The 19,163-nt window shown below is 56.9% G+C and carries 17 protein-coding genes and 9 pseudogenes; 12 read left to right on the top strand and 14 right to left on the bottom strand.

All coding sequences use genetic code 11. The features are described from left to right. Nucleotides 1-316: 316 nt before the first annotated feature. The 12 genes and pseudogenes from AC1DF8_RS27850 to AC1DF8_RS27795 all read right to left on the bottom strand — a co-directional run bounded on the left by AC1DF8_RS27850 (nucleotide 317) and on the right by AC1DF8_RS27795 (nucleotide 6,603). Nucleotides 317-645 (bottom strand): annotated as a pseudogene (locus AC1DF8_RS27850) (type II toxin-antitoxin system RelE/ParE family toxin). Beyond that, nucleotides 642-917, bottom strand: coding sequence for a ribbon-helix-helix domain-containing protein (locus AC1DF8_RS27845; RefSeq protein ID WP_478155845.1), 276 nt, complete (start codon nucleotides 915-917; stop codon nucleotides 642-644). Before AC1DF8_RS27845 ends, AC1DF8_RS27850 begins: the two are co-directional and overlap by 4 nt. Before the next feature lie 219 nt (nucleotides 918-1,136). Next, nucleotides 1,137-1,627: pseudogene (locus AC1DF8_RS27840) on the bottom strand (MgtC/SapB family protein). An 85-nt stretch (nucleotides 1,628-1,712) separates the two neighbouring features. Further along, nucleotides 1,713-1,898: a hypothetical protein gene (locus AC1DF8_RS27835; protein ID WP_162735817.1), complete on the bottom strand. Its 186-nt coding sequence runs from the start codon at nucleotides 1,896-1,898 to the stop codon at nucleotides 1,713-1,715. Between the two features lie 494 nt (nucleotides 1,899-2,392). Beyond that, a pseudogene (locus tag AC1DF8_RS27830) lies at nucleotides 2,393-2,497 on the bottom strand (carboxymuconolactone decarboxylase family protein); the annotation flags it as partial. A gap of 27 nt (nucleotides 2,498-2,524) precedes the next feature. Then, a complete protein-coding gene (locus AC1DF8_RS27825) occupies nucleotides 2,525-2,800 on the bottom strand; it encodes a hypothetical protein (protein WP_113207496.1) in 276 nt (91 codons plus the stop codon). Nucleotides 2,801-2,810: 10 nt separating this feature from the next. Further along, nucleotides 2,811-3,110 (bottom strand): DUF982 domain-containing protein, encoded by a 300-nt coding sequence (locus tag AC1DF8_RS27820; protein ID WP_113207495.1) that lies wholly within the window; start codon nucleotides 3,108-3,110, stop codon nucleotides 2,811-2,813. A 70-nt stretch (nucleotides 3,111-3,180) separates the two neighbouring features. Further along, nucleotides 3,181-3,657, bottom strand: coding sequence for an Hsp20 family protein (locus AC1DF8_RS27815; RefSeq protein WP_112547263.1), 477 nt, complete (start codon nucleotides 3,655-3,657; stop codon nucleotides 3,181-3,183). Between the two features lie 172 nt (nucleotides 3,658-3,829). After that, nucleotides 3,830-4,077 (bottom strand): annotated as a pseudogene (locus tag AC1DF8_RS27810) (ATP dependent DNA ligase); the annotation flags it as partial. A 324-nt stretch (nucleotides 4,078-4,401) separates the two neighbouring features. Further along, nucleotides 4,402-5,274: a sugar phosphate isomerase/epimerase family protein gene (locus AC1DF8_RS27805; RefSeq protein ID WP_113207494.1), complete on the bottom strand. Its 873-nt coding sequence runs from the start codon at nucleotides 5,272-5,274 to the stop codon at nucleotides 4,402-4,404. A 58-nt stretch (nucleotides 5,275-5,332) separates the two neighbouring features. After that, entirely contained in the window at nucleotides 5,333-6,247 is a 915-nt protein-coding gene (locus AC1DF8_RS27800) for a zinc-dependent alcohol dehydrogenase (protein ID WP_112547259.1), read from the bottom strand. A 158-nt stretch (nucleotides 6,248-6,405) separates the two neighbouring features. Next, nucleotides 6,406-6,603 (bottom strand): hypothetical protein, encoded by a 198-nt coding sequence (locus tag AC1DF8_RS27795; RefSeq protein ID WP_162735816.1) that lies wholly within the window; start codon nucleotides 6,601-6,603, stop codon nucleotides 6,406-6,408. A 928-nt stretch (nucleotides 6,604-7,531) separates the two neighbouring features. Between AC1DF8_RS27795 and AC1DF8_RS27790 the strand changes: the two genes are divergently transcribed. The 9 genes and pseudogenes from AC1DF8_RS27790 (at nucleotide 7,532) to AC1DF8_RS27750 (ending at nucleotide 15,512) form a co-directional block, all read left to right on the top strand. After that, nucleotides 7,532-8,323, top strand: coding sequence for an SDR family oxidoreductase (locus AC1DF8_RS27790; RefSeq protein ID WP_113207492.1), 792 nt, complete (start codon nucleotides 7,532-7,534; stop codon nucleotides 8,321-8,323). A gap of 138 nt (nucleotides 8,324-8,461) precedes the next feature. Then, nucleotides 8,462-8,638, top strand: coding sequence for a hypothetical protein (locus tag AC1DF8_RS27785; RefSeq protein ID WP_478155844.1), 177 nt, complete (start codon nucleotides 8,462-8,464; stop codon nucleotides 8,636-8,638). 513 nt (nucleotides 8,639-9,151) lie between these two features. Next, a complete protein-coding gene (locus tag AC1DF8_RS27780) occupies nucleotides 9,152-9,469 on the top strand; it encodes a PepSY domain-containing protein (protein WP_112547256.1) in 318 nt (105 codons plus the stop codon). Nucleotides 9,470-9,498: 29 nt separating this feature from the next. Next, a pseudogene (locus tag AC1DF8_RS27775) lies at nucleotides 9,499-10,106 on the top strand (general stress protein). Nucleotides 10,107-10,192: 86 nt separating this feature from the next. Further along, the gene (locus AC1DF8_RS27770; protein ID WP_113207489.1) at nucleotides 10,193-10,696 is read left to right on the top strand and encodes a YciE/YciF ferroxidase family protein; all 504 of its coding nucleotides are present in this window, start codon (nucleotides 10,193-10,195) and stop codon (nucleotides 10,694-10,696) included. Nucleotides 10,697-10,786: 90 nt separating this feature from the next. After that, a complete protein-coding gene (locus AC1DF8_RS27765; protein WP_478155814.1) occupies nucleotides 10,787-11,149 on the top strand; it encodes a hypothetical protein in 363 nt (120 codons plus the stop codon). 113 nt (nucleotides 11,150-11,262) lie between these two features. Further along, a complete protein-coding gene (gene amyA / locus AC1DF8_RS27760; RefSeq protein WP_478155813.1) occupies nucleotides 11,263-12,750 on the top strand; it encodes an alpha-amylase in 1,488 nt (495 codons plus the stop codon). A 135-nt stretch (nucleotides 12,751-12,885) separates the two neighbouring features. Continuing rightward, nucleotides 12,886-13,942: pseudogene (locus tag AC1DF8_RS27755) on the top strand (extracellular catalytic domain type 1 short-chain-length polyhydroxyalkanoate depolymerase). A 313-nt stretch (nucleotides 13,943-14,255) separates the two neighbouring features. After that, complete coding sequence (locus AC1DF8_RS27750; RefSeq protein ID WP_478155812.1) at nucleotides 14,256-15,512, top strand: GAF domain-containing sensor histidine kinase; 1,257 nt, start codon at nucleotides 14,256-14,258, stop codon at nucleotides 15,510-15,512. Between the two features lie 18 nt (nucleotides 15,513-15,530). Here AC1DF8_RS27750 and AC1DF8_RS27745 read toward each other — a convergent pair whose 3' ends face one another. Further along, nucleotides 15,531-15,944, bottom strand: a complete 414-nt coding sequence (locus AC1DF8_RS27745; protein ID WP_478155843.1) for a response regulator — start codon at nucleotides 15,942-15,944, stop codon at nucleotides 15,531-15,533. Between the two features lie 501 nt (nucleotides 15,945-16,445). Here AC1DF8_RS27745 and AC1DF8_RS27740 point away from each other — a divergent pair. Beyond that, nucleotides 16,446-16,833 (top strand): annotated as a pseudogene (locus AC1DF8_RS27740) (DDE-type integrase/transposase/recombinase); the annotation flags it as partial. Between the two features lie 751 nt (nucleotides 16,834-17,584). Here the strand turns inward: AC1DF8_RS27740 and AC1DF8_RS27735 are convergent. Next, nucleotides 17,585-17,901 (bottom strand): annotated as a pseudogene (locus AC1DF8_RS27735) (hypothetical protein); the annotation flags it as partial. A gap of 335 nt (nucleotides 17,902-18,236) precedes the next feature. Here AC1DF8_RS27735 and AC1DF8_RS27730 point away from each other — a divergent pair. Together AC1DF8_RS27730 and AC1DF8_RS27725 are read left to right on the top strand one after the other, a co-directional pair. Continuing rightward, the gene (locus AC1DF8_RS27730) at nucleotides 18,237-18,515 is read left to right on the top strand and encodes a hypothetical protein (RefSeq protein ID WP_162710218.1); all 279 of its coding nucleotides are present in this window, start codon (nucleotides 18,237-18,239) and stop codon (nucleotides 18,513-18,515) included. Nucleotides 18,516-18,844: 329 nt separating this feature from the next. Next, a pseudogene (locus AC1DF8_RS27725) lies at nucleotides 18,845-19,123 on the top strand (alcohol dehydrogenase catalytic domain-containing protein); the annotation flags it as partial. Between the last annotated feature and the right edge of the window lie 40 nt (nucleotides 19,124-19,163).

The raw sequence follows: 19,163 nt of genomic DNA, 5'->3' as shown, positions 1-19,163 counted from the left end.
TCCTTCTGCACTGATTTCTTCCGTTATTGCGTCAACGTGAGGCAATGAGCGTCCTTCGGGTGTCGGCATTGATCTGACAGCCTCCGAGATGCAAGCACTAAAGCGATCTCAGAAGAGATCACTTAACGACTCAGCCGTTGCAAAACAGTTGAACCTGTGCGTCGCGGAGGTCCTTTACGTTCGCATGCAGCCTGTCCTGATGCTTGGATTGGCTTGAGTGATCTCGTCGAGCGGGCGGCGGGCCAAAGATGGTCGCCTTTATGGGCATTGGAATCAAAAGACTGGAAAATCTGCAGCTGCAAATCTGTCGTGATAATCAATGATTCTCAGGCTCGTGCATCGACGGTGGAATGTCGCGTTTCCCATGAAGCACACGCCACACATCGACATGATCTTTTTGATCACGATAAAAGACGATATTGGGGTATCGTTTCAGCGAAATGCTGCGCAGGTCAGGCAATCCTAACTCGTATCCATATCGTAGCGATCCCGATTCCGGATATCGCGCAATCAGATCATAGGCTGCCCCAAAGCGTCAACAAAGCCGAGGGCAACCTCGATGCCGGCCTCGAGTACATAGTGGTCTACGGCCGCTTCGACGTCACTGCGAGCCAGTTCCCGAGGGACGATATACCTGTTTGTCACTTACTGTGCCGACCACGCACACGCTCACGCAGTTCAGTGAAATAGCGCCTATCGGCGGGATCGGATCGTACGGACGATGCTCCGTCAACCAACAGTCCGCGCAAAACAAGACGGTCCCGATCTCGCCGAATTAATTCGCGGATATATTCGCTGCTAGTCCCGTAACCACGTCCAGCAACCTGCTCATCGACGAAGCTCTCAAGATGGTCCGGGAGAGAAATGTTCATCGTGCTCATATGAACGCCTATAGCCGCAACGGCAAAATTTGGCAAGATCGACATCTTTTCCCTAACCATCAGCCATGGACGGCGGCTTAGCGGGTGGTCGAATTTCACGATGAGCTCGAAAAAATATCTATAGCGCGATCAAATATCTTCTGGTCAGCGTGTCCTGCGCCTGGAATGATTTCCATGCTCCACGCAAGTTCTGCCCCAGAAGCGTTCGAAAGTCCTTGGCAGAGCTTGAAATGAGCGCGGCAGGCGCACTCTCCGTCAATGGGTCCTCTCAGCGCTATTCTCGGTGACTGGCAGCTCTTCGTTAATTGCCTTTCCCTCGACCTTGAAGTTCGTCATCACCCGGAGAGTCACAAAAGTGCAATCGACAGGACGACCGCGGTCTCGTACGCGCCTAGACCAACCGCTGCCCCGATCGCGCCCGTGGCCCAGAGGCTAGCACCGGTCGCGGTCCCACGAATGCTGGCCTTGCCGACGAGGATCGCACCCCCGCCTATGAACCCGACGCCGTTGATAATTCCCTCCACAATCCTTGCCGTAGCCTCCGCATTCTCCTTGGTCACAGTTTCTGCCGCTTGGATGAACCCGCACGCGGCGATTGCCACGAGTGGAAAGGTGCGAAGACCGGCGCTGCGCTCGTTGCGTTCGCGATCCCAAGCGATCGGCAAAGCCAGCACGTAAGCGACGAGTAGCACGATCAGATGTCGAAGCAGGTCTGTGTGAAACCCGAGGTCTACCATCCAACCCATCGCGTCTTCTCTTCATCGGTTACGATCTAGATGAACATGGGCGGCGACAACATTCCTGCAAGTAGACCAGTTACGTTCCAGTAAACTATTCGTGCGCTGCGGCCGAGGTGCCGACCACGAGCGCCAAGCGGTAGAAACGCCTGGAAGACGGATCGTCGACCATCTGGTGCTCGCCAACCATACGGACGCCAGAAGACGCAAGGCGCGGCGAACTCGATCCAAGTTCCGCGTCTTCCGACGGCTCGTCAACACCGGACGGTGACAACCTCATTCTTGCTTCGAAAAGCGACATCGCCAACGGCTTTCTATACCGATGCCGTTGTCCGACTTGAAGACTGGTGTGCCGGAAACCACACGATCGAACTCGTCACACGGGCGCCCAGCGCGATTAGGGCGCCTCGAGTATCCTGAAGCCCTCCATTTCCCTTACCAGGGGCAAGTGTGACGGTCGATCCGGCCGTGGCCAAATTGCGGGAACCTCTGCACGACCTATCCCTGAGGATCACGAGCGGTCGCGTGCAGCTCAATGACGACTTCAAGACAATGCCCTCGTAGGGAAGCCGGTGCGGCCGCACTCACCTGATCGACGGCCTTTGGATGGTTCGGGCGCGCTTTTTCAAACGGCGACTGCGTTCCATCAATGAGACGGATCGCAACGTGCGAATTTATCGGTCGAGTTGACGGGCGCTTTTCGCGGAACGCGGCCAATAACAACCCGACATATGAGACGAATGGCGCCGTCTGAGCAACGGCGCCGGCGCGTTTTCAGGGCTGCGCCTTCACTGGCAGCCGGAATGGAACGCCTAGCCGGTTGAACGCATTCATAGCCGCGATCGTGATTGTGAGATCTACCAAATCTTTGGGCTCGAACCGGCCCGGTTGGGCCGGTAGGCTCAATCAATACCCGTAACGCCGATCGAGCTCTTTGAGAGCAGCCTGAACCTCATCGATGGAAACCGGCTCCGGTGTTCCCGGAATATGACGGAACGCCGGCTTTGAATCGATCGCATAGAAGTCGGAAGCCCACGACGCCAGGATAGTCCGCTTGTCGTCCGCGGAGAGCGCAGTCGCTTTCACAACGTCAAGCGGCCGCTCAATCTGAATGCCCTGTAGCAGGACCATTGGTCCCATCGCTATGGCGTTGGTAGCCGCCTCCTTTAAGATGTCGTGCATGTCGAGCTCCTTATCGAACGTGCGGATCTTTGTCGTGCCTGCGACGGGAGACGGCGACCATGTCGGTTTCAGGCGCTAGTAAATCGTGTTTCTCGGCAAAGGCAGCATACAGGCCGCGTGCGGTCTCCGCTTCGATATCACCGCGCAGCGCGGCACTGCACGCCTTGAAAGCCACTGAATGCGCCGTGTCGCGCAACGATACTGGCCATTCTGCAAGATGTCGGTAGGCATCCATGACGGTGTTGACCTCGGCGGGAAAGCCAAGGCCGACGAGGATTGTAACAGGTTGTTTGAACATATCGGGTTTCATGACGCTCTCCTTTCCAACCCGCAATATCGACGGGCGCCGCCCCGACGGCGCCCGTTTTCCAAGGTTTCAATCAAGCAGCCTTCTGCGCTTCGATCTGCGCCGGGGCGACATTCTGTGAAAGAGCCTGGTTGGTATGGATGTCGATCCTCCGCGGCTTCAAGGCCTCGGGGATCTCACGCACGAGATCGATCGAAAGGAGACCGTTCTGCAGATCGGCGCCGTTCACCCTGACATGGTCTGCAAGCTCGAAGCGGTGCTCGAACGGCCGGCCGGCAATGCCGCGATGCAGATAGCCTTCATTGGCAGCCTCCTGCTTCTTGCCGGTGACGGTCAGCAAGTTGGACTGGAAGGTGATGTCGAGATCGTCCTGGGCAAATCCAGCCACTGCGATCGAGATCCGGTAGCTGTCGTCGCCAGTCTTGACGATGTCATAGGGCGGCCAGTCGCTGATCGCGCGGGCACGCTGGGCGTTTTCGAGAAGATTGAAGACCCGGTCGAAGCCGACGGTCGATCGGAACAAGGGTGCGTAGTCGTAAGATGTTGCCATAGCCATATCCTCCTTGAAGCAACATGGGTACGGAAGCGCCGAAAGACAGCGCTCCCAGCAAGGCCAGCCCATCATTAGCGGCTGGCGGCAAACGATTTGGTTTTTGAGGATTTAAGATTCAAGAGCACCGGAAGAAAAAAATTTCTTCCGCTTGGAGTGTGCCGACGCAACCCTAATCCGYGGCATTATCCTGAATTCCCCGAAGGCCTCTATAAGATTCATGCCGCAGATTACCGTCGTCGGTCCAGCCGCGAATTCCATCTCGGTGATCAGCTTCGGCTGCGCAAAGACGCAGTTCTTGCCTTTAAGAGGAACGACAGGTGTCCTGGTCTTCAGCGTGTCGAGCGTGTTTTTCAGGTGAGCGACGTCCTTTTCCGTGAAACCCGTTCCGACGGCGCCGACATAGATCCAATTGTGTCCGCACAGGGCGGCAGCAGGCTGCCGATACCGCGGCGCGCTACAAGGAAGGCAAGGTCAAGGAGGGCGTCGACGTCTCGCGATCGCTGTCCGCAGATGCTCGCCACGACGCGAAGCATGATGCGAAGCCGGTCAGGGGGCTGGCTGAACACCGCGATCAGGTGCTGGCCCGCGTGAAGGAACATGCGCTGCAAGGCAGTCGCACCGCCCTGACCCGTGCCCCCGGGGGCTTTGGCATGGTGCGCACGTGGAAATTCTTCAACGGTCTCGTAGCGGACACCAATGCCGGCTGATTTCCTGCATAACCATAGGGCAGGTTAATTCGTTTCAAATAACGCCGGCGGTTTGCGCAATCGACTTGATGTGGGCGAGACCGCGACGATAGCCGAGAACGTCGAAGTGCTCCAGCATGAGTGGAACGTCCCGGTTGAGTTTGGCGATCTCGATCACATAGGCAATGTAATCAAGGTTTCCTTCGCCAGGCACCACTTCATCGAGATGGAACGAGATCGTCCCCGGGCCGCCCTGCATAACAAGATCCTTGGCATGGCAAGAAACGATCCACGGCCCGAGTAGCGCAAAGCAATCTCTGATCATCGTTCCAGTGTTGAAATAAAGTCGAGGCGAAATGACCATGTTAGCCGCGTCGATATGTGCACCGAATTGCGGGCGATCAATCGCCTTCAGCAATTTGAGATAGTTCTCTGGCGTGTCGGTCACCAGCCAAGGCACCATTTCCAGCGAAAATTTCGCGCGCTTCGGCCTCACCATATCGATGACGTATCGGGCTGTCTCGACTGCACGCTGAAAGCCGGCCTCGCTTTGATTGTCGGGATGCGGGCCATAATCATAATTGTCGCTAAGCTGCCAGGGATCACCCGGATGACCAACAGTTCCGTGGAACGCAACAATGGCGCCTGCTCCCAATTCGTCTGCCAGCGCTAGCTGATGGACGGCATAGTCGAGGTTGGCCTTCCGTGTGCTTTGATCGTGGGCAATGAGGTTTTTCCAGGCCCCGCCTTCGGCCATTACCAGATCGGCCGCAGCAAAGCTCTTTACCAGAGCCTTTATCTCCTCACGGCTCTCGATGCTGATGTTTGGCATATAGGCGGCGTTGTATCCGAATTCGACATGCGCCTGTGCGTAAGCCTCCGGATCGCCATTGTAGTCAATTCCGTATCCGCCAAGTCTAAAGGTCATAGAAGGTCTTCCGTTCTTTCGGATTGAAAACGCATTTGCCCAAGCTAAGCATTCGTCCCTAGTGCTGGGCTTCGGGGGGATAGAGCAACACTTTGCCGCAATTGCCCGTTTCCTGGAGAGCGAAGGCTTCTGCGACCTGCGACATCGCAAAACGATGTGTCGTCAGCTTGTCTAGAAGCGGTCTTGCATCGCGGACGCGCTGCAGGACCTCGTCGGCGAAGACATCATGGTTCCAATGCCATGCGCCGTAGATTTCAATGCCCTTGCCTGTGATGCGGTTAACCGGTAGCGAGCCGCTCCAGGTGACAAAGGACAACCGGCCCCTGGCTCGCACTAGTTCGAGAACCACCGGTGGGGCCGCCTCATTGTTGCTGGTATCGAGCGCTGCGTCGACGCCATAGCCGCCGGTCGCTGCGCGCACCTGCTCGATAAGATCCGGCGCACGAGGGTCTATCACCTGCTCTGCGCCAAGTTCCTTTGCCAATGCAACGCGGTAGGGATTGAATTCGAGGGCGATGACACGTGCCCCGATCGTGCGAGCATTGACGACCGCGCCAAGCCCGACCGCCCCACAGCCCGAAATCAGGATCGTGTCCTTGTCGGTTAGCTGCATTCGCTTCATCGCCGTGAAACTCGGGCCAAGCGCACAGATCGCCATGGCAGCGTGGTGTGTCTCGATATCATCGGGAACCGGCTGCAAGATATAGTCCGGCTTCAGAAGATATTGCGCATAGCAGCCGATCCCGGAAGACGATCCCGTTTCACCCAACAAGTCTCGCTGCGAGGTGCAGTGGATGTGCTCTCCCGCTGCGCAGGCGGGGCAGACGCCGCAGCCGGCGTGAGGCATGACGATAACCCTGTCGCCCGTCTTCAGGCGCCTCGACTGCGCAGCATCAACCACAACGCCTACGGCCTCATGGCCGAGTTCGCATGAGTGCGTTCCCGCGCGCCACCCCTGCCACTCCGTACACATTGGAGCGACCAAGACCTCGACCTTGACGATATCGCCCGACGCCTGTGGGTCTGGCCGTTGAGTGATCTGCGCTTGGCGCGGTCCTACGATTTCTACGCAAAAAATGGTCGTTACTCCGTTTGAAGGCTGCCAAGGTGGGGGGGCGCCCTGGATGTTGATTAACTTTCAGATGTCAGTTTAAAATGCGCGATGCCACTCACGGTTTCAGTAGTGGTGGAGCAGTCATCGAAAATTGTGCCATCGTTGATCAGATCCCCACCATTCCCGCCGAGGAGCGATGACGGGCCAGGTTTCAACAAGACCGGCTGCTCGCGGTTGAGCGGGACAGCTTCATCGGCATCGATGCGGATCGACATCGTATCCTTCCCGACCTGCTTCCAGCCGCGATCGCCCGAGTCCGTCCACCTTTTCTCCATCGGCGTCAGGACCGACCACCGACAAAGTCAGTAGTGCCGTGGCGCTATGAAATGCCGAAACGATCCTGTGCACATGCTCCTCCTCTAGCCGCGTCGTCGACGAATGCCTTGCGGTAAGACCGCCATGATCCATCGGATCCTAACTCGTCGCCGAGTATCCACGCTCGGACGCATGCGGCCTCGCCGTCCCTGGCGCTTTCGGCAGGCGGCACAAGGCGAATGTTGCACCTCACAAGACCGGGCTGCGGCGGTTATTCCCTCCATCGGCCGTTCGTAACGTTACGGATGAAGCATCGGGCGCATGTTGTCAATTGTTTTCAGACGCCGAAAAATTCGACGCAAAGCAAAATTAATGGAGGTCGTAACGTTACGAATGACATTGCCGATCAAGCTAAAATCTGGGTTGTTTGGTCGTCCCCATGGCCAAGTCTCGACCTCAGGCTCATCTACATACGTGAAACGGCAAACGAGAAGTCTGGTCGATCGCGCGCTCGATCAGTAAGCTGCCAGACCATTTCCCATCCTTCTTTCATTACGGCGACAGAGGAAGGCCGGCATGCAAAGGACAAAGGGCGATTGGGGTTGTTCGGCGACGCCGAACAGCAGAATTGCCTTCGGCCTACTAATTCGAACAGATCTCCGGCAGTAAATCAACGTCATCGACCCCGCATCGACGCCGTCTCAATAAGGCAAAGAAGTCCATCATGTTCAGACTTGCAAACAAAGCCGCCCTTCTAACCAAGGGGACGGCGAAGGGCGACCATCTTCTTCGCAGCTGACGACGCGTCCTCTATTGTCGGCAGCGACCTCGTCATCGCCCGCCGTGCGTGCAACCATTAATGGCGTCCAACTTTACAGGAGCAGAACTATGCAGATCGATCTCAAAGGAAAGACCGCCCTGGTGACAGGATCTACGGAAGGCATTGGCTATGCGATCGCCCGACAGCTCGCTAGAGTGGGCGCTGACGTCGTCGTCAACGGCAGATCCGAGGAAAAGACCGTGAGGGCCGCCGAGCGGCTGAAGAGCGAAGGCGCCAAGGGGGGCGTCACGGCAGCGGCGGCAGATCTCGCCTCCGCCGAAGGCTGCGCAACGCTTGTAGCGAAGTTGCCTCATGTGGACATCCTCATCAACAATGCTGGTATTTTCCAACCAAGTGATTTCTTCGACACCGCGGACGAGGTCTGGGACCGGCACTGGCAGGTGAACGTCATGTCCGCAGTTCGACTGTCGCGAGCTTATCTGCCGGGAATGCAGAAGGCGAACTGGGGCCGGGTCATCTTCATCGCGTCAGAATCAGGTTTCAACATTCCAGTCGAGATGATCCACTACGGCGTCAGCAAGACGGCCGACATCGCCGTCGCCCGCGGGCTCGCCAAGCGAATGGCGGGCACCGGAGTGACCGTGAACTCCGTTCTTCCTGGCCCCACTCTCTCGGAAGGCGTCGAGGCAATGCTTGCCGATGAGCGCGAAAAGACGGGCAAGTCGATCGAGGAGGTCGCCGCCGACTTCGTCAAGCAACACCGGAGCAGCTCTCTCATTCAACGCGCCGCGAGCGTCGAGGAGATCGCGAACATCGTGACTTATCTGGCCTCACCATTAGCATCGGCGACCACCGGCGCTTCAATGCGGGTGGACGGCGGCCTTATCGACACGCTTTAAGACGTGAACGCATCACCCCAAGCGATACAAAGCCCCACCGGAGATGGGGCTTTCTTCTCTCAAGCCACCGCGGCGTTCTTACCGCCGCGGGGTTGTCGCGGAATTAGGTGAAGGCGACCTTTCAGCGGCGCGCGTGTCATTGTCACATCTAGCAGCGACGAAAGGCTAAAGCGCGCAAAAGCGCTCGGCACGGCTGCCAGGATCAATCATAGGCGCATGCCGGAATGGTCGACGTCGGTGCTTGAAATGACGGACGGACACGGCTCGATCACATCATTGATGTGGGCGGACCAAAGATCTTCGCGCAGTCGCTGAAAGCGGCTGCCAGGCGAGGCCACAGTAACGCATCGCCTATCGTGGCGGATCGGAGGGAGCGTTCAATCCCCTCGACATGTTCCGCAAGCAGGTCGACGTGCTTGGTATCCCAGTCGCGAGAACGAGATGATCTTATCAACCCTGACATCGGATTTTCATCGCCAAGACTTTCAGCTGGATACCCGCGCTTCGCGTGACTATGACAAGGCCAAAGCCTCACGTTTGGCACTCAACTTACGGTAAAGCGTATTGAGTGATGCCATTTCAGCGTCTAGCGTTATGAATTGCTTAGCGATTCCCTTAATCGCTCGTCGCTGCCGTTGACCGATTTGAATTCGATCATGTCGTTCTCCTCAGTAATATTTACAAGCTATTCTTTCGACAGCATTATCAAGAGCTTTATTTGTTTCTCGTTTATGACAGATACCCAGTTCAAACACGGAACTTAAACCGGCTGAACCGGTTGTCTGTTCACGGCCGTGTGAACCCGGTCAGAGAAAGCGAAGAACCTCAATGAAAAATATGATATTGGCCGCGGCGCTCGTCGGAGCCTCGGCACTGGCGGCTGTTGCGCAAACGACTCCCGCCCCGTCGACTGATGCGGGAAATCCGGCGGTCGCGACGCCAGGCACGAAGAACCCGACCGCACCCGTCGCGGGCGCGAACAGCTTCACCGAGGCTCAAGCCAAGGACAGGATCGAGAAGGCCGGTTATTCGGAGGTCAAGGACCTCAAGAAAGACGACAGCGGCATCTGGATGGCGGCCGGCATGAAGGACGGCAAGGCCGTCATGGTCGCCCTCGATTATCAAGGCAACGTTGTCGCGAAATAACTCAACTCACGAATCCGAAGGATACTTTTATGAAAGCCATTACTGGACTTTTCGACGACTATACCGATGCAAGCTCCGCCGTCAGCGCGCTTGAAGCAACCGGCGTTCCCTCGAACGATATCAGTATCGTTTCCAACAACGCGGACGAGCGCCATTCCGACAGGGAGTCGGGTGCCGCGACCGGCGCAGAATCGGGCGCAGGCCTCGGTGCCGTTGTCGGTGGCGCCGGCGGTCTTTTGACCGGGCTCGGCATCATGGCCATTCCAGGTGTTGGTCCAGTGGTTGCCGCCGGCTGGCTTGCGGCAACCGCAGTTGGGGCCGTTGCAGGTGCAGTAACCGGCGGCGCAGCCGGCGGACTGATCGGGGCCTTGACAGGCTCGGGCGTATCCGAGGACGACGCCAACCTCTACGCGGAAGGCGTGCGTCGCGGTGGCACCCTGGTCACGGCCAAGGTGGATGATGCTCTTGCGCCTGAAGCCCAAGCGATCCTGAAACGTTCGAACTGGGTCGATCCTGCAGAACGCCGGGCTTCCTACAACGCGCAAGGCTGGACACGTTTCGACGACACGCTCGATCCGTACGGGCCAGACAGATCGAACGGGAACGTGACCGCTACCGTCGCCCTCCGGCAGCTTGATCACAACTCACGGCGGTCTCCGGGCACCAGTGAATGCGGCCGGAAATCTGATCCCACATAATCATTCCAAACCCAAGGAGCCAATCATGGCCAAGCAATCCAAAACCCTCGACGTCCTGTTTCACGATACCTTGAAGGACGTCTATTTCGCCGAACATAAGATCGTTGCGACCCTTCCGAAGATGCATGAGGCCGCCAAGAGCAAGCAGCTCAAGGACGCTTTCACGAAACATCTCGCCGAAACCAAGGTGCACGTTACCCGTCTCGAAGATGTGTTCAAGCTCATCGGCAAGAAGCCGGAGCAGAAGACCTGCGACGCGATGATGGGCATCGTCAAGGAAGGCGCGGAGATCATGGATGAGTATGCCGGCGCGCCAGCCCTCGATGCCGGCCTTCTTGCGGCAGCCCAGGCAGTCGAACACTACGAGATGTCACGCTATGGGACGTTGCGTACTTGGGCGCTCGAGTTGGGCATGAAGGATGCCGCCAAGCTCCTTCAGACAACGCTCGACGAAGAGCAGGCGACCGACCTTGCTCTGACGTCCATTGCAACAAAGGTCGTCAATCAGAACGCCGAGAAGGCTGCCTGAATCTGACGCAGCCGCGTTACGGCCGGTCACTGCCTGTTGTCGCGGTGACCGGCCAAGGCAATTGGGACAGCTGAAGGAAGGACCGTTCCAATGACCGAGTTTCAGGATATCAGGATCGTCGAGTTAAGCGAAGGCGCATCTGGGGCGGCGGTAGGGCCGCTGACGACGATGGTCCTGCAGCTTTCGGGCGTTGCGCCGGTCGATTGGGCCAACGCCTTTAACGAGAGCTGGAAAGAGAGCGCGTCCGTGATGAGACGGGCGGCGACAGCTACCGGGGATACGATAACATCGGCCTGCATGCCCTATGAGCTGCAGGGCCAGATCACGGAGGTAAACAGGATTATCGCCGAGACCAATTCTTCCTATCGAGATGGTCTCGAACAGGCGGCGGTTCGACAGGATGCCGAGCTCAAGGATTTGAAGGCTACCTTGAAATCGCCGCAACCGAAATGAGCGACGATGGGCGCGGAGCTGCCGCGCCCGATAGCGTCCGCGCGAACGTGCCTGCCACCTCGCCGATCCAATCGATGATTTGCATCTGAATATCCTTCCCGAAAGCCAAATCCATGACACCGCGAACCCTCCTTCAATTCTTCCACTGGTACTATCCCGATGGCGGCTGTCTCTGGAAAGAAGTGGAAGACAAGGCCGAAAGCCTTGCCGCCATGGGCATCACCGACGTTTGGCTGCCGCCGGCATACAAAGGCGCCTCGGGCGGCTATTCGGTCGGGTATGACACCTATGACCTGTTCGATATCGGTGAGTTCGACCAGAAAGGGACGGTCGCCACGAAGTACGGGGATCGCGCCGCGCTGCAAAGGGCCTGCCATAGCCTCAAGAACAACGGTATGCGTGTCATCCATGATGTCGTCCTCAATCATAAGATGGGCGCCGACGAGAAAGAGCGTGTCCAAGTTCGTCGCGTGAACGAAGAGGACCGGCTTCAGATCGAGGACGAACAGTTCGATGCGCTTGCCTACACTCGCTTTACCTTCCCTGGGCGCCAGGACAAGTATTCGAACTTTATCTGGGACATGACGTGTTTCAGTGGCGTCGATGTAATCGAGCAACCCAACGAAAAGGGCATTTTCCGCCTCGTTAACGAGTATGGCGACGGCGAGTGGAACGACCAGGTCGATGATGAACTTGGCAACTTCGATTTTCTGATGGGTGCGAATGTCGAGTTCCGAAACGCAGCAGTCAGCGAGGAACTCAAATACTGGGGCCGATGGCTTCCTGACCAGGTGCCTGTCGACGGCTTTCGACTCGACGCGGTCAAGCACATCCCCGCCTGGTTTTTCAAGGATTGGGTCGGCCACATGCGCGATCAGATCAACCCGGACCTGTTCGTGGTCGCCGAATACTGGCATCCAGATATGGATGTCCTGACGAACTATCTCGATCTCGTGGACAAGCAGTTGATGCTCTTCGACGTGGCACTTCATCATCGCTTTCATGAGGCATCGCTTGCTGGTGAGGCCTTCGATATGCGCACGATTTTTGACGGATCGCTCGTTGCTGCAATGCCCGGACATGCGGTCACCATCGTCGACAACCACGACACGCAGCTTGGGCAGGCACTCGAGGCGGCGGTGGAACCCTGGTTCAAACCCCTCGCCTACGCGCTGATCCTTTTGCGTGAACAAGGCGTGCCATGCATTTTCTATCCGGACCTCTACGGCGCCCAATACACAGTTGAACAGGACGACGACAGCAAGACCGAGATCGACATGCCGGTCATCGACTGCCTCTCGCAACTGATCGAGGCGCGTGCACGCTTTGCCAACGGGCCTCAGACCGATCTGTTCGATGATGCCTCATGCGTCGGTTTCGTACGGCATGGCAGCGCGCAAGCGCCCGGCTGCGTCGTCGTCATGTCAAACGGCGGAGCAGCCGAGAAAGTGGTGGGCGTCGGTATCGAGCACCGCGGCGTCACTTTCATGGATTTTCTTGGCCATCACGGGGAAACAATCACCATCGACGACGCAGGTCAGGCAACCTTCCCGACAAATGGCGGTAGCCTGAGCGTTTGGGTTCGTGTGGATGGCAGCTGAAACCGGTAGACCTTGCGCCCCCCGCAACGAACGCTCCCTCGGACCCGATTGGGCTCGCTTGTAATTGTGCAAGCAGCATTACATTACGCTGACGGGGCGTCATCAGGCATTCCGCGCCAACCGGAGCATCGCTTTATGCGCTGCATTTCCGATACGATCGAACGCCTGGCGCGCTACCGCGCGATACCACAGCCTAATTCTCCAAGTAGTGCCTTGAAGAAACTGAAATCTCACGGGAAAAATCCGGGCAATCTTTCGGCTTGATACCAGGTGCCAGACGATGGACAACCTGCTCCTGCGCTGGTCGCCATCTTGCATGGATGCACACAAACTGCATCAGGGTATGATCAGGGTTCGGGCTGGTCGAAGCTGGCCGATGACTTTGGATTTGCGGTTCTCTTCCCGGAGCAATCACGGGAGAACAACGCAAACCTCTGCTTCAACTGGTTTGTCGCAGCCGATATGACGCGCGACGAGGGTGAAGTGCGCTCGATCCGGGAGATGATCGAAAGCATGGTTTCCGATCATGGCGTCGATCCCAAGCGGGTCTACGTCACGGGACTGTCGGCCGGTGGCGCGATGGCGAACGCGCTGCTTGCCGCTTATCCGGAAATGTTTGCAGGGGGGCTATCATCGCGGGGCTTCCATACGGCACGGCGTCGACAGTCCCGCAAGCCTTCGATCGAATGCGCGGACATGCCCTTCCTTCGGCTTCGGCTCTTTAAGTCATCCTCCTGCCCGCCTCAAAGCACAAGGGGCCATGGCCAACTGTGTCCGTCTGGCATGGCACATCGGACCGTACGGTCGACGACGCGAACGGACGTGCGATTGTTGATCAGTGGAAAGGCGTGCATGGCGTCACAGAACCCGTTTGTGATGTCGCTGCCGGGCATGAACATCTCATTTGGAAGGACAGTTCGGGGCGTGACGCGATCGAGTTGTACAGGATTTCCGGCATGGGTCATGGCACGCCTCTCGACGTTTCGAGCGGCTACGGCGAGAGCAGGGCTTACATGCTCGACATCGGCATTTCATCGACGCGGACGATTGCTCGTGATTGGGGTTTGACCCCATCATTTGAGCGGCGGAAAAGCAGAAACCTTCGGCGGCGGCGCGGATAGCCCCGCATGACGTTGGTACAAGCGACTTTGTCCGAACGACAATCGAAAATGCTCTTCGCAGTGCAGCCTGATGAAATAACAGTTCCCGGCGCTGGCGGATCGGAACATCTTCTCACCGTCAGCATCAGGCGGCGGCTTTGGGGCCATCAAAAGCTTCTTTACCACCATTTAGCGGATACCGGCATGCGGCTGTGCCGGTGCAGCACCGGTCGGCCCATCACAAGAGCTTGCCGGCGGAGCTGCTGCCCGGCAAGGCCACCGCGATGGATGTGATCGAGCCAAAAAGATGGCGTTGCACTCACGCCAAATTCGGAGGATCGACGGACGTCACTTTGTCCTTCTTGATAGTCACCTCATCCTCCATGTAGCCTATGTCTTATTGCAATGACTTCCTGCCGCCGAAGCTTTAAGAGGAAAGATTATAGAAGGAGCGATGCCATGGATGATCTCCAGGTAGACCTGCAGGCCATCGGCCAGATGGTCGAGGTACCCACGATCCTCGAAGTCATCTGCAAGACAACCCACATGGGCTTTGCGGCCGTCGCTCGCGTCACCGACAGCCGCTGGGTTGCCTGCGCGGTACTCGACGATGTCGATTTCGGGCTGAAGGCTGGCGGCGAACTCAAGGTCGAATCGACGATTTGTCACGAGATCCGCCAAAGTCATGATCTCGTAGTCATCGACGATGTCGATGAAAGCCCGCAATACCGCAACCATCACACGCCTGCGATCTACGGCCTGAAAAGCTACATTTCCGTTCCGATCATCCGTCGTGACGGAAGTTTTTTCGGAACGCTCTGCGCCATCGATCCGGCACCTCATAAGGTCGACAATCCCGAGACGATCGGCATGTTCCGGCTCTTCGCCAAGCTGATTGCGAATAATCTGGATAACAATGCCGATCTTGTCCAGGCTCAGGTCGAGCTCGCCGAGGAGCGCGAGCTCTCGGTGGTTCGAGAGCAGTTCGTCGCCGTGCTTGGACACGATCTGCGAAATCCAATTGCTTCGATGATGGCGGGAATCAGGCGCTTAGGTCGCACGGAAGAGATGAGCGTGGAGGACCGCAACGTTCTTGGTCTTATGCAGTCGAGTGCCATCCGTATGCGCGATCTCGTTGACAATGTGCTTGATTTCGCCAGAGCGCGCCTCGGCGACGGACTTAAGTTAGACGTCGTTTCGGAGGCGCCGCTACGTCCCGTTCTGGAAAATGTTGTCGAGGAGATCCGATCGGTCCATCCGCATCTGGATATTCGGAGCAATTTCGAACTAGATCGCGACGTCCGTTGCGATCATCCCCGTATGTCCCAACTTCTTTCGAACCTGATCGGGAATGCGGTTACCCATGGCGACAGCGCAAAGCCAATTCAAATTGGTGCGACGACAACTGGAGGTCGCCTAGAGCTCTGGGTCGCCAACGCYGGCGAACCAATTTCAGATCAGGTGAAGACAACGCTGTTTAGGCCGTTCTTCCGCGGTGAAGTCAGAGGCAGCCAACAGGGTCTCGGGCTTGGATTGTACATAGCAAGCGAGATCGCCAGGGTACATGGCGGGAAGCTTTCTGTTACGTCGGACGACTCAGAGACCCGGTTCATATTCACGATGCCTTTACAATCAGCCAGTGGAGGTCTCTCAAACGGCTAACGCGCCCTGCACGAAGTATCAGCTCTTATCTCGGTTCTTGCTTACTTCATGTGGAAAGTGCTCTTGCAGTGCTTCGAGAAGGGTCGCGGCAGAAAACGGCTTTTGAACAAAACTCGCATTGCTTGGGAGATCACCCTCTTTGGGCATCCTTGCTCCCGATGCGACGATCACCTTTATGTCTGGCCACCGCTCGGCGACCGTCCTGGCCAATCCGAAACCATCAAGATCTCCACCGGTCTGCACGTCGGTGAACAGCAGCTGGAGGAAGCTGTATTTTTCGAGAAAAGCGAAAGCCTCGTCGGCCGTATCCGCTTCCACGACGTAATATCCTGCTTCTGAAATGAAGTCGGCAGTATCCATACGTATCAATGGCTCGTCATCCACGACGAGTGCTATGGGTTCGGCGATCTTGTCGAATCGGTCTTTATCCATACGCACTAACACGATCCGTGAAAGCTTGTTCCAACTTTTGATATAATTTCGAAAGTAATTAGAGATGTTGAGGTGATGCAAATCGAGGTGATAGGATTTCCCGTCCTTTGTAGCCCATACGCAAGCGTTTCTCGTGTTGGAAACAAGCTTGTTGAGGGCGCCGACGATGCCCGGCCGGGCAAGTTCAGAACGACCCCACAGAACAAACGCCGCATGAGAGATGGAGCRGTTCTTCTCTCAGCCCCCGCAACGTTTCACAGGGAAATGTCGCTGCGGATTAACCTCAGCGGGATCAGCGAGCGCATTGCATCGGGATCCCCTTTTTCTTCTGTTCGGCCCAGGTCTGTTGCGCCTTTATTCGTCACCGCTGAGAAAGTGTCCGATGGGAGCAGGCCCTATTCCATCGCAGACGATTTTGGGAGTGGCCAGCATCGCCACCGCAAGGATAGCCCCTGGCACCCCCACGTCCAGAACTAGAAGACCAGGGCTACTATCACCACCACTGTTGCTCGGCTTATGAGGGCAATGGGGCTGCAGGGCATAATTCGTGGCAAGCCGATCCACACGACGATCAGTGACAAGACCGGCCCATGCCCCTGCGCCGAACATGCTCTGGCTTTCTGATTTCACGTATGTGGCCACTTGGCAGGGCTTCGTTTACGTCGCGTTCGTGATCGATGCCTTCGCTCGCCGCATCGTCGGTTGGCGAGCAAGCCGGACTGCCCATGCGGGCTTCGTTCTCGATGCCCTCGACCAGGCACTGCATGATCGGCGGCCCGTCCATCGTGGCGGGCTGGTTCATCATTCCGACCGCGGATCGCAATATGTGTCCATTCGCTATTCCGAACGGCTGGCGGAAGCTGGCATCGAGCCGTCTGTCGGGAGTGTCGCTACGAAGCTGACTTGGGCGTGGAGCCATTACTGAAAATCCAATCCGACGTTGCAGGCAAGATCTTCCGCTGGGCCTGGTCGAAAGTGAGCGACCCATTGATCTTGCCACCACACCTCATCAAAAGGAGCCCTCCCAGGGGTGTGGGGGGCTCCGAGAAGCTTAGATGCCGGAACAGGTACCAAACGGCCAAGCTAGACAGTAGGCTCACAGAGCACATGTATTAGCGAATCAATTCGGCTGATCCTCGAAGGCCGTCCTCATTTGAGCGAGAATGAATACGCGCAAGGTCTGCTTGCTTGCCAGGCGGGGCGAGTTTGAGAAAAGGAGAGGATATAAAATTCAGCAATCGAAGGTCTGTCCGAAAATTCGACGGTGATGTTTCGGCGCGTGGCTGGATGTTCCTACGTCCTCCCTTCTGGAGCGCGTCCCATCTGCCTTTACGACAAGCTTCTTGAATGGCATCAGCTTGCTCACAACCTCAAAGGAAAGACTTCGGGATAGGAGCGACACTACCCCGCCTTGGCGTATTGGCCCAAACGTTTTGACTAGGATCGAAAAATTGTCGTTGTGGTCGCCGAGCCCCGCCCGACCAGCCAAATCAACGTCTGGGCCATGACAACAGCCAAGATAGTCAGTGATGCAGCGAACCAACGCCATGGCTCCAAATCGACTTGCGTTTCGAGACCGAATGCACAGGCATGGGCTGAGGCTTTCTCGACACAGAAGCTTCCTGCCTAAGCATATTTCGCACCCGAAAGCTTGGAATGTATGTCCCTTTGGGAACGGTAAGGACAATGTCATCTTCCGAGCCCTGAAGCAGGTAGTATCGCTCCAACTCGCGGCGGATCCGACTTGCTTCGATTCGGAAACAGAAGTCGGCCTGTGCATCGAAGGATGCATCCCGACCGAACACAAGTTGAGCGATCGTCACTGCCTTCAGGTACCCTGCCTGCCACCAAGGGTTTCCTCGACGACGAATTGCAGAAATCTTCTCGCCCGCAGCTGCAGTCTTAACTCTGTACTGGTCAGGATTCGTTCAACCTGCCCCTTATCTGATCTAGAGATGGATCACCCGTTTCGTGGGGCATCGGGGGGAGTATAGCTGTCAGGGGTTCCTCGGTCGCGTGTGAAATGCGCGTTATTATGCGCCGTGCGAAGAGATTTGTTCTCCAGCCTACTCCCAATAAATACCGATGGTGGCCATTAAATCAGAATATTCCGGGAAAATATTCCACAAAAGTTGCTAGCCAATCGATGAACGGGCTTTGTGTTCCGGTGAGGTATTGAAGCCAAGGCTTGCAACAAGCAGCGAACGCCCTACTTAAATGACAAGCTCACCCGGAGAATGGTTGTCGCCACTTCTCGGTCATCTTTCGGACAGCCCCTTATAGGAGCGTACAATGTCCACCCGATCGACCTTGGGGAGTATGAGTGCTGAACGGCGGGAGTCGGTCCTGCGTTCGCTCGCGTCGATGCTGCAATACTCTGCGGGAGTAGCTAAGCTTCGACACTATCCGAGTTGGAACGAAATGGAAGTGTTGGCCGCAGAATTAACGCGAAACGCGGCCGTCATTGCTCAGGAAACCTCGGAAGCGGCCGAAACGGCTGCCGCCCAAGCCATAAGACTTTTGAGCGAGTTCGAATTGCGTTATCCCTCCACTGATTTTAGCCATCATTGAGATCGCTTCCATCATCCGGTGAATGATGGACTGCATCTGTTGCACCAGCTCGTGACGTTTCGCCGATTACTGGTAATCTGAGGCCCAGCGCCATCATCACATAATAGGGCCACCCTTGGCGGATGCTCTTGCCGAGACGGGCTCGACAAATCGCGGGAACGCTCCCACTTTTAGACGTCGAAAGTGACATCGGCATATTGTGCTTACGGTCATGGCATTACCTCCCTGCCGCTACTCGGACGGGTGCCGGAACCGACAGATCGGCGAGTGATCCTCGCTCTATGAGCCGGCATGGCATGTAGACCCGGCCGTGTTCGGGACGGCCGGCAATTTCATCGAGCAGACATTCGACGCGCGTCTGGCATGGCAAGGAAGACATCCGATGCGACACGGTATCGGACCCGGAAATCGAGCATCCCCGTGATGCGCTCATCAAAGTGACGAGCTGCGCGATTTGCGGATTTGCGGCTCGGAACCCCCATCTCTTCCATATTTTCATCCCAAAGATGAAGTCGGGAAATAATATCAGGCACGAAATGATGGGCGAAGTCGTCGAGACCGGCTCGCAGATGAACGGCCGCCTGAAGAAGGCTGACCGGATCGTCGTTGCCCTGGCTGACCGCGGAGCAGCTGGTGGCGAGGCAAGAG

It is taken from the genome of Rhizobium sp. 05N49, assembly GCF_056396805.1.
Note: the sequence above shows the minus strand (reverse complement) of the source record. Positions and strands in the feature narration are given on the sequence as shown.

What these genes read in the sequence shown, in the direction of transcription:
- AC1DF8_RS27835 (WP_162735817.1), bottom strand. Translation starts at nt 1,898, where the DNA reads ATGAGGTTGTCACCGTCCGGTGTTGACGAGCCGTCGGAAGACGCGGAA.
- AC1DF8_RS27770 (WP_113207489.1), top strand. Translation starts at nt 10,193, where the DNA reads ATGGCCAAGCAATCCAAAACCCTCGACGTCCTGTTTCACGATACCTTG.
- AC1DF8_RS27730 (WP_162710218.1), top strand. Translation starts at nt 18,237, where the DNA reads ATGTCCACCCGATCGACCTTGGGGAGTATGAGTGCTGAACGGCGGGAG.
- AC1DF8_RS27825 (WP_113207496.1), bottom strand. Translation starts at nt 2,800, where the DNA reads ATGCACGACATCTTAAAGGAGGCGGCTACCAACGCCATAGCGATGGGA.
- AC1DF8_RS27795 (WP_162735816.1), bottom strand. Translation starts at nt 6,603, where the DNA reads ATGTCGATCCGCATCGATGCCGATGAAGCTGTCCCGCTCAACCGCGAG.
- AC1DF8_RS27815 (WP_112547263.1), bottom strand. Translation starts at nt 3,657, where the DNA reads ATGGCAACATCTTACGACTACGCACCCTTGTTCCGATCGACCGTCGGC.
- AC1DF8_RS27745 (WP_478155843.1), bottom strand. Translation starts at nt 15,944, where the DNA reads ATGGATAAAGACCGATTCGACAAGATCGCCGAACCCATAGCACTCGTC.
- AC1DF8_RS27780 (WP_112547256.1), top strand. Translation starts at nt 9,152, where the DNA reads ATGAAAAATATGATATTGGCCGCGGCGCTCGTCGGAGCCTCGGCACTG.
- AC1DF8_RS27820 (WP_113207495.1), bottom strand. Translation starts at nt 3,110, where the DNA reads ATGAAACCCGATATGTTCAAACAACCTGTTACAATCCTCGTCGGCCTT.
- AC1DF8_RS27800 (WP_112547259.1), bottom strand. Translation starts at nt 6,247, where the DNA reads ATGTGTACGGAGTGGCAGGGGTGGCGCGCGGGAACGCACTCATGCGAA.
- AC1DF8_RS27805 (WP_113207494.1), bottom strand. Translation starts at nt 5,274, where the DNA reads ATGACCTTTAGACTTGGCGGATACGGAATTGACTACAATGGCGATCCG.
- AC1DF8_RS27765 (WP_478155814.1), top strand. Translation starts at nt 10,787, where the DNA reads ATGACCGAGTTTCAGGATATCAGGATCGTCGAGTTAAGCGAAGGCGCA.
- AC1DF8_RS27790 (WP_113207492.1), top strand. Translation starts at nt 7,532, where the DNA reads ATGCAGATCGATCTCAAAGGAAAGACCGCCCTGGTGACAGGATCTACG.
- amyA (WP_478155813.1), top strand. Translation starts at nt 11,263, where the DNA reads ATGACACCGCGAACCCTCCTTCAATTCTTCCACTGGTACTATCCCGAT.